The following is a 12,819-nucleotide window of genomic DNA, read 5'->3' as shown; positions in this document are numbered from 1 at the left end:
CCCCCATTTTATTATTAATAATTTATTTTATTTTAGTAAGTATAAAAATAACATAATTAATAGTAGGAGGTTAAAAATGGCAAAACAAGTATTAATTTATGGTAAAGAGATTTGACCTTATACCAGGGCTGCTCGGGAAGCATATGCCAGGGAAGGTTATGAGGTTATTTATTTTGATGTTTTAAAGAATCCCGCAAAACTTGAAGAGATGCTTAAATATTCTCAGGGACAAAGACGTGTGCCTGTTATTGTAGAAGGTCAGGATATAAATATTGGATTTCGTGGAGGTAGCTGAGGGGTTTAATACTGGCAGTTTGCCAGTTAAAAAATTATAAAAGGAGTAGAAAATGGAAATTAAAAAAGAAAAACCTACAGAAGAAAGATTAAAATCTCTTGGTGTTGATAATTGGAGTCCATGGGAATGTGAGCCATCTAGCTTTGATTGGGAGTATTTTGAAGATGAAAGATGCTATATTTTAGATGGTAAAGCAATAATAGAAACACCTGATGGTAAAAAGGTAGAGATTGCTAAAGGTGATTTAGTGCTTTTCCCTAAAGGGCTTAAATGTCGTTGGCAAGTGATAGAGAAAATCAGAAAAGTTTATCGTTTTGAATAAATTTTTATCATTGACATATAAGTCAATTTGTGCTTTGGTGAGGAAAATAAATGAGGAGGATGTGATGAAGAGGTGTTTTATAAGGTTTTTGGTAGGATTATTTTTTCTAGCACTTCTTCCAATTTATGCTTATGGAGGTTGTGAAGAAATAACACTTGAAAGTATTCAAAAACATGTCCCTTTTGAGTTGCCATCTGATACTGAGATAATTTCACAACGTGAAGTAAAAGGACTATGTGAAGTGATTGTGCAGATAAGAGGTCGTTATGCGGCTTTTTATGTGGGAAAAGACTTTGTTATTTCTGGACAAATGTTTAGCAATAAAGAAAGTATACCATTTCAAGAAATTGAGAAGAAGCAGACAAAACTCTTTTTAAATCTGAAAAATGATTTGGAAAAGGTTGTTGCTATAATGTATACACCTAGTCCTACAGCTCATCATGCTGTTTATATGTTTACAGACCCCCGTTGTCCTTGGTGTAATCGAATGGTGCCGGAGATAAAAAGAATGGCTGATGAATATAACATTGTGGTTAAACTTATATTCTATCCAGTACATCTTCCAAGAGGGAAAGAAGAAGCAATAGAAGCTATCTGCCGTAAGCTAGACTTGTTAGCTTATTTGAATGGAGAATGGAAAAAAGAAAATAAAACAAAGAGTTATCAGTGTGAAAAAGGTAAGAAATTAATCAAAACATCAATGGAAATAGGGAAAAAGTTGGGAATTTCTGGAGTACCTACTTTTTATTTAGAAGATGGCAAGATGATAGTAGGTGCAAATGTCCGCCAACTTGAAGAAGCATTAAGTAAACTCGCCAAAAAATAAAGTGCGAGTTTACACTATTGGCTCTAGTACTAGAACAAAGGAAGAATTTTTAGAGTTGCTTAAAGCTCATGGTATAAAGTGTCTAATAGATGTGAGGAGTTTTCCTACAAGTCGGTTTGAACATTTTAAACAGGAAAATTTAAGAGAATTTTTAAATAAAAATGGTATTCGTTACGTCTATATGGGAAAGGAGTTAGGTGGATATAGGAAAGGTGGTTATGAAGCATATATGCAGACAGAAGAATATAAAAAAGGCATTGAAAGTTTAGAAAAAATTATAAAAAAGGAAGTGGCAGTAGTTATGTGTGCAGAAAAATTTCCTTGGCGTTGCCATCGCCGTTTTATCGCTAGAACTTTAAAAGAAAGAGGTATAGAAGTTATTCATCTAATTGAAAAAAATAAATTATATTCTGTCCTTTTATAAAGGATGAATCCTTTTCTTAAAACCTTAAGGCTTAAAGGATTTAAATCTTTTGCTAATACTACTACCATTCATTTTTCTCCTGGTATTACAGCTATTGTTGGTCCAAATGGATGCGGTAAAAGCAATTTAGTAGATGCTATTAAATGGGTTTTGGGTGAACAAGGTTTTAAATCATTACGTAGCAAAAGTAATGAGGATTTAATCTTTAATGGTACAGATAGGCATCCTTCTGTTAATATGGCTGAAGTTTCAATAGTGCTAGAAGGAAAATCAGAAGTGATGATTTCAAGACGCATTTTTCGTTCTGGTGAAGGGGAATATTTTTTAAATAAAAAACCATGCCGTTTAAAGGATATAAAAGAGACACTTTTAAATTTTGGTTTTGGTTTGAAAAATTATGCTATTATTGATCAAGGTCAAGTAGCCCATATTCTTGAATTTTCTCCAATTGAAAAACGGCGGCTCTTAGAAGAAGCAGCTGGTGTGACTAAATATAGAGCAAAAAAGGAAGAGACTTTGAAAAAAATTGAGGAAACAAGACAAAATCTTTTGCGTCTTAAAGATATATTAAATGAAGTAGAAAGGCAGGTTAAAAAATTACATATTCAAGCCAAAAAAGCAAAGGAATATTTAAAAACTAAAGAAGACTTATACAAAGTTAATGTTTCTCTTTTACTAAAAAGATATAAAGCAAAATATAATACTTTAATAGAAATTAAGAATAAAATTGCTAAATTAAAAGAAGAAAAGAAAGTGCTTAAAGAAAAAATTGATTATTTTTCAAAAGAAAAAAGTTCATTTGAAAAGGAGCTTAATGTTCTTGAAGAAGAGCTCAAAAGAAAAGAAGAAAATTTTTGGGAAATAAAAACTGAAATAAAACAGCTAGAAGTATTTTTTAATAATTTTGAACAACAAAAACATAATTTTGAAAATCAAAAAGAAAATTTAGAAAGACAAAAAAAACTTCTATTAAAAGATTCAGAAGATATAGAAAAACAGCTTCAGGAGATATTAAAAGAAAGGGAAGATTTGGAAAAATTAATTTCTTCGGCAGAAAAGACAAAACAGATATTGGAAGAAGAAATAAATGATTTAATAGAAAATTTAAAAAAAGAGCATTTTATCCTTAAACAAAAAATAACTACTCTTGGTTATTTAAAAGAAAAAATAATAAAATTTAATATTGAACTTAAGCATATTTATCATCAAAAAATATTAAAAGAAGAAGAATTAAAAAAGAGTAAAGAAAAACTTAATAAATTAGAAGAACAAAAAAGAAAAAGCTCTCAAATTTTAGAAAAAATTTCAAATCAAATTAAAATTTTGAATAAAAAATTGGAGACAATTGAGGAAGAGCAAAAAAAATTGCAGAATTTTTATGAAAAAGCAATTGAAAAGAAACAGCGTTGGCAAAAAGCCATTTTAAGATTAGAAGAAGCTGCTATTAAATTCAAATCACGTTTAAAAAATGCTAAATCATGGCTTAATAATTATCAATCCGCCTCACCTCCTGAGAAAGATATGAAAGCAGCAATTGATATAATTGATGATGCACATGGATTAGAGGATGCAGTAGAAGCAGTTTTAAGATTAAAGGCAAGTAATGGCTGGCTTATTAATGATCTTTCAAGGGCTTTGGAAATAAAAAATAAGCATTCAGAAACACATTTTTCCTTAATATTATTAAGCCCTTTTGAAATTTCATTTTCTCTTCCCAAAATTGGTATACCTCTTTTAAATTGTATTAAAATAAAAAAAGACTATCTTTTAGCAGCACATAGGTTATTTGGAAACGTAATATTGGTTAATGAATTTTCTAAAACATTACTTAATTATTCAAATCTCATTTTTGTTACACCAAAAGGAGATATTTTAACAACAGAGGGGATTTTACATAAAGGTTTTTCACAAGGTACATTGAAGGAGTATCTTTTTCAAAAAAGAATTTGTGATTTTTTAGAAAAAGCTATAAAAGCAATTGAAAATAAACTTTTTTATTTAAGGGAAAAATTAAAAAGGTTAAAAGAAAATATAAAACATTCAAATGAAACTTTAAAACAAATAAAAATAGAGATAGAAAACATTTCATGGCAAAAAAGAAAATTAAAGGAAGAGGAAATAAAACAAAATGAATTTTTAAAATACGCCTCTTTGCAAAAAGAAGAAATTGAAAAGAAAATAATAGAATATACTGAAGAATTAAAACATTATGAAATAGAGATAAAAGATAAACAAAATTTTTTAGAGGAAAAAAAGAAGGAATTAAAAGATTTAGAAGAAGAAGTTTCTTTATTGAAAGAAAGAATAAAAGAGATAGAGATAACTAAACAGAAAAAAGAAAAGGATTTGAATAAATTTCTTTGGGAAGTAAATACAGGAGAAAAACGGCTTAAAAAACTGATAAAAGAAAAACAAAGACTTGAGCAAAAGAAAGAAAAGTTATTTTTTCAACAAAAGGAATGTGAAAAAGGATTATTAGAAATAAAAAAGCAAATGAGTTTTTTGATTAATGAATATGAGATTAAGAAAAAAGAGTTTAATAATTATCAAAGTGAAGAGAAAGACCTCAATGTATTAATAAAAGAGTTAAAAGAGAAAAAAGAAGATATTTTAAAACAAATCGAAACAGTAACTGAAAGAATAAAGAGATGTCAAATAAATATGCAAAAATTGATTGAAGAGATAAAAAATTATGAACTTAGCAATTCAAAATTAGCTGGGGAAATAGATGTTCTTAAAGAAAGGTTAAATAAAGAATATAATCTTTCTGAAACAACTTCCCCTCCTATTGATTTATCAGAAGCAGAATTAGAAGAAAAAAAGGTTTTTCTTGAACAATGTTTATTAAAAATGGAAGGAGTTAATCTGGGAGCTATTGATGAATATGAAGAGATAAAAGAAAGATATGAATTTCTTAAAAATCAAGAGAGGGATCTAAAAACCTCTCTTCATGATTTAGAAAAGGCAATTAAGACTATTGACAAAACCTCTCTTAATCTTTTTTCCTCCACTTTAAATGAAGTTAATCAAAGATTTTGCTCTCTTTTGAAATCCATCTTTGGAGAAGCAAAAGGTGAAATCTTTTTCATTGAGCCAAATCATCCCCTTTCTTCTGGAATAGATTTTAAAGTAAAATTGCCTGGGAAAAGGGTGACACATCATTTACTTTCTATGGGAGAGAGATGTCTTATTTCTCTTATTTTTCTTTTTAGCCTTTATTTTGTAAAACCTAGTCCTTTTTGTATTTTAGATGAAGTAGATGCGGGTTTGGATGAAAGAAACCTTAAGTACCTTTGTAAATTATTTTTAAAATTAAAAGAACAAATGCAATTGATTATTATTACTCATAAACGGGCTACTATGGAAATAGCTAATCAACTAATTGGTATAACTATGGAGGAAAAAGGTATTTCAAGAGTGCTTTCAATCTCCTTAGAGGAGAAGAGAGATGTTAAAGTGGTTTAGAAAAAAGAAAGAGCCTGAAGAAAAAAAAGAACCCCAAAAAGGTCTTTTTGCTCGCTTAAAAGAGCGTTTAAGTAAGACACGTCAAAGTTTTACTTCTAAACTTGACCGGCTTATGTTAGGGAAAAAGGAGATAGATGAGGAAGTTTTAGAAGAGCTTGAGGAGATTCTTATTATGGCAGATCTAGGTGTAAAGGCAACTCAGGATTTGATACAACAACTTACTAAAAAAGTCAGTCGTAAAGAGATTAATAATTTAGAACAATTAAAACAGCATTTAAAAGAAGAAATGCTTTCTCTTTTATCATTTGAAACACCTCCCTTAAATGTAGATTCTTCAAAACCTTTTGTATTTATGGTTGTAGGAGTAAATGGAGTAGGGAAAACAACTACTATTGCCAAATTAGCCCATTACTATAAAGAACAAGGTAAAAATGTGCTTTTAATTGCAGCTGATACCTTTCGTGCTGCAGCAATAGAGCAGTTAGAGATTTGGGCTGAAAGGGTTGGAGTAGATATTTATAAACAAAAAAGCGGAGCAGATCCTGCTGCTGTTGTATTTGATGGCTTACAAATGGCTCAAAAAAGGAACATGGATATTGTTCTTATTGATACTGCTGGAAGACTTCATACAAAAGTAAATCTTCTGGAAGAGTTAAAGAAAGTAAAACGTGTTATGAAAAAGGTAATTCCTGATGCTCCACATGAAATTCTGCTTATTTTAGATGCTACTACTGGTCAAAATGCCATTTCACAAACAAAACTTTTTCATGAAGCATTAAATATTACAGGTCTTATTCTTGCAAAATTGGATGGAACAGCAAAAGGAGGGATTGTTATAAGTATTTGCCATGAATTTAAAATTCCTTTACGTTTTATTGGCATAGGAGAAGAAATTACAGCCCTACGTCCCTTTGAAGCAAAAGAATTTATTAAAGCCCTCTTTTAAAAAACATCACCCCCACCTCAAGATGGGGGTGATTTTTTGTCTATACACACCCTGTGGGTTTTGGTAAACCAGCCATTTTACAAGCGCCTTTTGCTGGCCCAGATGGGAACAATTCATAAATCTGTTTCAACTTAAGACCAACAGCCTTACAGAATACACGGATCATAGGGGCAATTCCATTTTGCTTGTAATAGTCCTGGAGGTAATGAATACATTTCCAATGCATATCAGTTATTTCTTTAATACCTTCCAATTCCTTAACATACTCTACCCATTCTGGACACCAAACATCTATACCTCCAGATAAGAATCCGTCTTCATCAACCTCAAACTTTTTTCCTTTGTACTCTACTACTGGCATCTGTTTTCACCTCCTTCTAAATTTTCAGAATATTTATCACAACATTATAATTTTTGTCAATAGTTTTTTCGTTTGTTAGAAAATTATTGGAGTTTTGTAATAATTAAACATTTCTTTGTTTTAGAAGTAGGCTTTGCTCTCTCATCCATACATAAACCTGCAATCCAAATTATTTTTTTATCACTTAAAAAAATAGGATATTTTTTTCTTTCTGAATATGGAATATGACTATCGATAAAAAAATCTTTTAATTTTTTACTCCCTTTTCTTCCTATAGGATAAAATCGATCTCCAGGTTTATAAGGTCTGATTTCAATAGGAAAAGAGACTTTTTCAAAATCAAAATAGGCTTTATCTGGTGAAATGTCTATTTTTGTTTCTGGCTTTTTTTCAATTATTTCGATTTTAAATGTAAGATTAATCTCTTTTATATTTATTGTTCCAGGAGCATTTATTTCATAATGATATTCAATTTCTTTAAAAGGAACAGGAGTAATAAATAAATAAGCACTTTCTTTATACCCCTTAAAACCCTTAGGTAAACTGATTATTTTATGAGGTCCATAAGGAATAGCAATTTTTAAAAGATTTTCAATATGTCGTTTAGTAAAAGGTAAAGAAAGTTCTTGTAATATTTCTGTTAAAATATGTCTTTTTAAAGCAGGATGATATTGAGAAAATAAAGAAAGGTCTATTTTTACGCCTTCTTTTACTTTCTCTACACTTTTTTCTTTGGCTTCTCTTATTAAAATCTTTAACCATTCTCTTTCTTCTTTCCAAATTAAAGCCATATCTAAAAGATTTTCTTTAAATTTTGGGTTAAATTTCAAAAGAATAGGGATAAGTTCAAGTCTTATTCTATTTCGGAAAAATCTTCTGTTTAAATTAGTTTCATCAATTACATAATCAATATTATCTTCTTTAAGTGCCTTTAAAATTTCTTCTTTATATATAAAAAGCAATGGACGAATAAATTTTCCTCTTTTTACAGGAATTCCACTTAAATCTGCTGTGCCCCTTAAAAATCTTCTTAGAATCTCCTCTACTTGATCATCAGCAGTATGTCCTAATGCTAATTTATCTGCTTTTGTTTTTGACAATATTTCATTAAAAAAATTATATCTCAATTCTCGTGCTGCTACTTCTAAAGAAAGCTTTTTCTGTTTAGCATATTCCCTTGCCTTACCATAACCTATATAAAATGGTAGATTTAAATTTTTGGCTACTCTTTCTACAAATTTTGCATCTCTTAAAGAGCTTTCTCCTCTTATACCATGCTCAAAGTGCACTATACCTAGTTTTAAATTATAGTCATGTTTTAAATGATAAAGTATATGTAATAAAGCTATAGAATCAGGCCCACCAGAAACTGCTATAAGTATATGTTCATTTTCAGAAATGAGTTTATGCTTTTTTATTGTATTTGTGACCTTTGGAATGAGTTTTTTTATTCCACACATATCTCATTTTTAATGGTAAGTTTAAAACAGTCAAGTTATCTTTAATATCATAAATTTTTACTTGACGTATTACTTACGGAGTAGTAAATAAAAATATATTTGAGAAGGGGAAAGCAAATGGCAAAAGTAACAGAGTTAGGCACATCTGGGCTTTTGGGTTTTTTGGAAACCTTGTTAGAAAAAAAATTAGTTAAAGGAATAATAGCCTTACGAAGTTTAGAAGATAAATTAGGGAAAGTTGCTTATTCATTAGTTGTTTCAAAAGATAATCTTTCTGGATTAGTTCCTGATTTTCCAGCAATGCCTGCTAATGGAGGTAAAGTAATATCTTATTTTACTTTAAAAAATGCCCCTTTAGAACCTGTTGCGGTTGTATTAAGACCTTGTGAAATAAGAGCATTAATAGAATTGGCTAAATTAAACCAAGCACATCTTGAAAATATAATTATAATAGGGCTTGAATGTGGTGGTGTTTATCCGTATGAAGTTTTAATTGACCAAAAAGTTATAAATGATAATTTAATTTCAAGATATAAAGAATCTTTAAAAAATGGAGAAAATCCATCAGGAATCAGACCTGTATGTGCAGGTTGTGAGAATTTTCGCCCTTTATATGCTGATATAATAGTCTCACAAATAGGTAGAGAAAAACCTGTGCTTTCTTTTCCTACAGATAGAGGGAAAGAGATTGCTCAAGCTTTAGGATTAACATTGGAAGAAGGAGAAATTTATAGCTCTATTTCTGATGTACTTTTGGAAAAGAGAAAAGAAGAAAAAGAAAATATATCTAAAAGAATCAAAGAAGAAATAAGAGGAATTGAAGGACTTGTTAAAATTTTTGATAGATGTATTGCTTGTCATTGTTGTTCTTATGTTTGTCCGATTTGTTATTGTAAAGATTGTTTTTTTGAGTCTGCTACTTTTGATTATAGTCCTATGTATTACTATAACATGCTTCAAGATAAAGGGACTATAAAGCTACCTGTGGATACCTTGCTTTTTCATTTAGGCAGAATGACACATATGGCTACATCTTGTGTAGCTTGCGGAATGTGTGAGGATGTATGTCCTGTTAATATTCCTGTAGCTAGAATATTCAAAACAATAGGTAGCGACCTTCAACAACTTTTTAACTATCTTCCTGGTAGAGACCTTGAAGAAGCATTACCACTTACTATTTATGAAACAGAAGAATTCCATGAAATAGAAGAATAGGAGGAGAGTAATGAGTGAATTCAAACCTAATATAGTAGCATTTCTTTGTAATTGGTGTAGTTATACAGCAGCTGATTTAGCAGGAGTAAGTCGGCTTAAATATCCTCCGAATATAAAAGTTATTCGAACAATGTGCTCAAGCAGGGTGGATCCAGTATTTATTTTAAAATCTCTTTTAGATGGTGCTGATGGTGTATTAGTTGGTGGTTGCCATCCTGGAGATTGTCACTATCAAAAAGGAAATTATTATACGCGAAGAAGAATGGCTATGATTAAACAACTATTAAAAACATTTGGTTTAGAACCAGAAAGGGTAAGACTTTCTTGGATAGGAGCATCTGAAGGTCCTAGATTTGCAGAAGTTTGTACAGAATTTACTGAGCGTATCTATCAGTTAGGACCCAATCCTGCCAAACAAGAAATTTTCTTGTGAGGAGGCAAATATGTCAAAGGAAAGCACTGTTCTTATATATGGGACAAGTCTTGCAGGTTATAGATTGGCTTATGCCTTAGGAAAAATAGGATATAAAAGTGTTATCCTTAATAGAGGTGATTATGTAGATCAATATAAAAATCAGTTATTAACTCAACTTCCTTTTGATTTTTGCTGGATATGTGGAGCTATGCCTCAAAGACTTTTTATTGGTTTAGGTGCCTTACAAGTGTTTTATAATGCAGATATTTTAGAAATTTCTGGAGAACCTGGAAATTTTAAAGTAAAGGTTAAAAAAAGAGATCCTTATATAAATAACCTTGCTTGTACAGAATGTGAGGCATGTATTAGGGTATGCCCAGTAGAAGTAAATGAAAATGGTAAAAGCAGAAAGGCTATTTATGTTTTGCCTAAAGTAGGCTGGGAAAATATATTCATAATTGATCAAGAACATTGTACAAAGTGTGGAGAATGTGAAAAAGTGTGTCCTACAGGGTGTCTAAAGTTAAATAGACCAGATGAAATAATAGAACTTAATGTTGGTGCAATTGTGTTAGCTCCCGAATTTGATGAGCCTAATAAAGAAGATTTAGCCAAATTTGGATATGGCAAATTTATTAATGTAGTAAAATCAAATGATTTAACAAGAAAATCTTTATTAACAAACCTTGTTAAAAATTCAATAAAAAGACCTTCTGATGGTGAAATTCCTAAAAAAATAGCTATTATAGTAACGCCTCAATATAATCAAGGAATTGAATATGAACCTTACAATTGCAGTATCTCTGCCATTTATAGGGCACATAAAATAAAGGAGATTTTACCCCAAACAGAAGTAACTATTTTTTTAAAAGAATTCAAAGGTTTTGGAAAAGGGCATTATCGCTGGTATGAAAAGACATTAAATGAAGGAGTGAATATTGTTAGGGCAGATTCATTGGAAATAAAAAAGGCATCAGATGAAAATATAAATATTGAATATGTATTAGGTGAACAGCAAAGGAATTTAGAAGTTAATTTAGTTATCCTTATAACTGGTCAAAAACCTCCAACTTTAATTGAAAAACTTTCTAAAATTACTGGGATAGAAGCTGAAGAGCATGGGTTTTGCAAAAAATTGCCTTTTACTTGTGCCAAAACTACCAAAGAAGGTATTTTTGCTATTGGTGAATTTACAGGGCCAAAAGGTAATCCAGAGACAGTTTGGGAAGGTTATGGAGCTGCTGTTGAAATCTTAGATTTTTTAGGTTCCCCCAATTTTTCACCTCCATCTCCTCCTTCATTAAGAGATGTAAAAGGAGAAGAGGTAAAGGTTGGTGTATTTATATGCTCGTGCTTTGATGAATTTAATAAATATTTAGATTTAGAAACATTAGCAGAAAGGGTAAAAAAACTTCCTAAAGTTACTCATGTAGAGATAATAAAAGCCTGTTGTACACCTCCTACCATTAAAGAAACAGCAGAAAAGATTAAGGCTTCAGGGGTAAACAGAGTAGTATTAGCTGTTTGTACGCCTTTGCAAAAGTTACTTAAATTTAGAAGAACAGTGATGATGGCAGGTCTTAACCCATTATTAGCTGAATTTTTAAGGTTAAGAGAAGATGTAATTAGGGTTCATCAAGATAAAGAAGCAATGTTTAAAAAGGCTTTTGCTTTAATAGCCTCTGGTGTAGAAAAAGTAAAACAAGCTGAAGCTGCACCTCCACCAGTAGATACATTTGATGGTACTGCTTTAGTTATTGGAGGAGGAATTGCGGGTTTAGAAGCAGCTCTTTGTATAGCAAAAAGAGGTTTTACTGTCAGTTTAGTAGAAAAAAATGATGAATTAGGTGGTTTATCAAAACATTTAAAAAGAGATTTAAAAGGAAATGATATTGCAAATTATGTTAAGAAATTAATAAAAGAAGTTAAAGAAAATCAAAATATTAATGTTTATTTAAATGCAGAAATAAATAATATTTACGGATATGCAGGCCATTATTATGCAGAGATCAAAGATAAAGAAAACACTATCCATTCTGTCCATGCAGGAGTAATTATTCTTGCTACAGGTGCTAAAGAATTTAATCCAAAAGGTTTATTTCTTTATGGAGAAGATACAAGAGTTATCACCCAAAGGGAACTAGAGAAAAAATTAGAAGAAAATACTGTTTCAGCTAAAAATGTAGTAATGATTCAATGTGTAGGTTCTAGAAATAAAGAATATCCTTATTGTAGTCGGATATGTTGTGCACAGGCAATTAAAAATGCTTTAATACTGAAGGAGAAAGGTATTGATGTTACTATTCTTTACCGAGATTTAACCCTTTATGGTTTTAAGGAAGATTATCATAAGAAGGCTTTAGAAAAAGGAATAAAGTTTATTCGGTTTGATGCCCAAAAATACCCTGAAGTTAAAGCTAAAGATGGAAAATTAGAAGTTCAAGTATATGATATAGCAAAAGAGAAAGATATATCTTTAGAGGCAGATCTTGTAGTATTAAGTGTTGGAATAGTGCCAAATGTAGAAAATAATAAAAGATTGGCAAGACTTTTAAATTATAAACTAGATCAAGATGGATTTTTTGACACAGATACAAATGCCTATCCGTATGAAGAGGCTATTAAGAAAATAATGAAACCTTTTGAACTTTCCACTAATGGCATTTTCCCTATAGGATTGGCTCATTCTCCTAGAAATTTTGAAGAGACAATTCTTACTGCTAAGGACGCTGTAGGTAAGATTTTAACCTTCTTAGCTAAAAAGAAATTACCAGCGCCAAATGCCATGTTTGTGTCTGCGGTTAAGGAATCAAAATGTGTGGGTTGTGGAATCTGTGTAGAGGTATGTCCATATAATGCTCGCGAAATAGATGAGGAAAAGGGTATAGCAAAAGTAAGACCATTTTTATGTGATGCCTGTGGTGCTTGTGTTGTTGCTTGCCCTAGTGAAGCAGCTTATCTCCGAAGTGCGCGTGGGGAAATGATGATACCAAGTATTGATGCTTTATTAAGATAAGGAGTCAACTATAAGCAATGAGTTGGATTAAAGAGCATCCTTTTAGTAAGCAAGGCATAGATAACTCTAACAAG

At 30.6% G+C, this 12,819-nt stretch carries 10 protein-coding genes; 8 read left to right on the top strand and 2 right to left on the bottom strand.

Annotation, left to right across the window (positions count from 1 at the left end; translation table 11 throughout):
* Window positions 1-347: 347 nt before the first annotated feature.
* The 5 genes from LWW95_10600 to ftsY all read left to right on the top strand — a co-directional run bounded on the left by LWW95_10600 (window position 348) and on the right by ftsY (window position 6,278).
* Window positions 348-617 (top strand): cupin domain-containing protein, encoded by a 270-nt coding sequence (locus LWW95_10600; GenBank protein MDL1957472.1) that lies wholly within the window; start codon window positions 348-350, stop codon window positions 615-617.
* A 64-nt stretch (window positions 618-681) separates the two neighbouring features.
* Window positions 682-1,443 carry a thioredoxin fold domain-containing protein gene (locus LWW95_10595; GenBank protein ID MDL1957471.1) on the top strand — a complete coding sequence of 254 codons (762 nt, stop codon included), beginning with the start codon at window positions 682-684 and terminating at the stop codon, window positions 1,441-1,443.
* Window position 1,444: 1 nt separating this feature from the next.
* Entirely contained in the window at window positions 1,445-1,867 is a 423-nt protein-coding gene (locus LWW95_10590) for a DUF488 domain-containing protein (GenBank protein ID MDL1957470.1), read from the top strand.
* Between the two features lie 3 nt (window positions 1,868-1,870).
* A complete protein-coding gene (gene smc, locus LWW95_10585) occupies window positions 1,871-5,332 on the top strand; it encodes a chromosome segregation protein SMC (protein ID MDL1957469.1) in 3,462 nt (1,153 codons plus the stop codon).
* Window positions 5,316-6,278, top strand: coding sequence for a signal recognition particle-docking protein FtsY (gene ftsY, locus LWW95_10580; protein ID MDL1957468.1), 963 nt, complete (start codon window positions 5,316-5,318; stop codon window positions 6,276-6,278). Before smc ends, ftsY begins: the two co-directional genes overlap by 17 nt.
* A gap of 40 nt (window positions 6,279-6,318) precedes the next feature.
* Here the strand turns inward: ftsY and LWW95_10575 are convergent, their stop codons facing one another.
* Both LWW95_10575 and tilS read right to left on the bottom strand, forming a co-directional pair.
* Window positions 6,319-6,639 carry a TusE/DsrC/DsvC family sulfur relay protein gene (locus tag LWW95_10575; protein ID MDL1957467.1) on the bottom strand — a complete coding sequence of 107 codons (321 nt, stop codon included), beginning with the start codon at window positions 6,637-6,639 and terminating at the stop codon, window positions 6,319-6,321.
* A gap of 83 nt (window positions 6,640-6,722) precedes the next feature.
* Complete coding sequence (gene tilS, locus LWW95_10570; GenBank protein ID MDL1957466.1) at window positions 6,723-8,099, bottom strand: tRNA lysidine(34) synthetase TilS; 1,377 nt, start codon at window positions 8,097-8,099, stop codon at window positions 6,723-6,725.
* 117 nt (window positions 8,100-8,216) lie between these two features.
* Here tilS and LWW95_10565 point away from each other — a divergent pair, with 117 nt between their 5' ends.
* The 3 genes from LWW95_10565 to LWW95_10555 are packed head-to-tail and all read left to right on the top strand — an operon-like array spanning window position 8,217 to window position 12,745.
* Window positions 8,217-9,314 carry a Coenzyme F420 hydrogenase/dehydrogenase, beta subunit C-terminal domain gene (locus tag LWW95_10565; protein MDL1957465.1) on the top strand — a complete coding sequence of 366 codons (1,098 nt, stop codon included), beginning with the start codon at window positions 8,217-8,219 and terminating at the stop codon, window positions 9,312-9,314.
* 10 nt (window positions 9,315-9,324) lie between these two features.
* Window positions 9,325-9,747 carry a hydrogenase iron-sulfur subunit gene (locus tag LWW95_10560; protein MDL1957464.1) on the top strand — a complete coding sequence of 141 codons (423 nt, stop codon included), beginning with the start codon at window positions 9,325-9,327 and terminating at the stop codon, window positions 9,745-9,747.
* Window positions 9,748-9,757: 10 nt separating this feature from the next.
* Complete coding sequence (locus LWW95_10555; GenBank protein ID MDL1957463.1) at window positions 9,758-12,745, top strand: FAD-dependent oxidoreductase; 2,988 nt, start codon at window positions 9,758-9,760, stop codon at window positions 12,743-12,745.
* Window positions 12,746-12,819 lie beyond the last annotated feature (74 nt).

Origin of the sequence: Candidatus Desulfofervidus auxilii, assembly GCA_030262725.1 — a bacterium.
In the GTDB taxonomy this organism is placed as follows: domain Bacteria; phylum Desulfobacterota; class Desulfofervidia; order Desulfofervidales; family Desulfofervidaceae; genus JAJSZS01.
Note: the sequence above shows the minus strand (reverse complement) of the source record. Positions and strands in the feature narration are given on the sequence as shown.

Coding starts and splice junctions, on each gene's coding strand:
- LWW95_10560 (MDL1957464.1), top strand. CDS start 9,325: ATGAGTGAATTCAAACCTAATATAGTAGCATTTCTTTGTAATTGGTGT.
- smc (MDL1957469.1), top strand. CDS start 1,871: ATGAATCCTTTTCTTAAAACCTTAAGGCTTAAAGGATTTAAATCTTTT.
- LWW95_10600 (MDL1957472.1), top strand. CDS start 348: ATGGAAATTAAAAAAGAAAAACCTACAGAAGAAAGATTAAAATCTCTT.
- ftsY (MDL1957468.1), top strand. CDS start 5,316: ATGTTAAAGTGGTTTAGAAAAAAGAAAGAGCCTGAAGAAAAAAAAGAA.
- LWW95_10555 (MDL1957463.1), top strand. CDS start 9,758: ATGTCAAAGGAAAGCACTGTTCTTATATATGGGACAAGTCTTGCAGGT.
- LWW95_10565 (MDL1957465.1), top strand. CDS start 8,217: ATGGCAAAAGTAACAGAGTTAGGCACATCTGGGCTTTTGGGTTTTTTG.
- LWW95_10595 (MDL1957471.1), top strand. CDS start 682: ATGAAGAGGTGTTTTATAAGGTTTTTGGTAGGATTATTTTTTCTAGCA.
- LWW95_10575 (MDL1957467.1), bottom strand. CDS start 6,639: ATGCCAGTAGTAGAGTACAAAGGAAAAAAGTTTGAGGTTGATGAAGAC.
- tilS (MDL1957466.1), bottom strand. CDS start 8,099: ATGTGTGGAATAAAAAAACTCATTCCAAAGGTCACAAATACAATAAAA.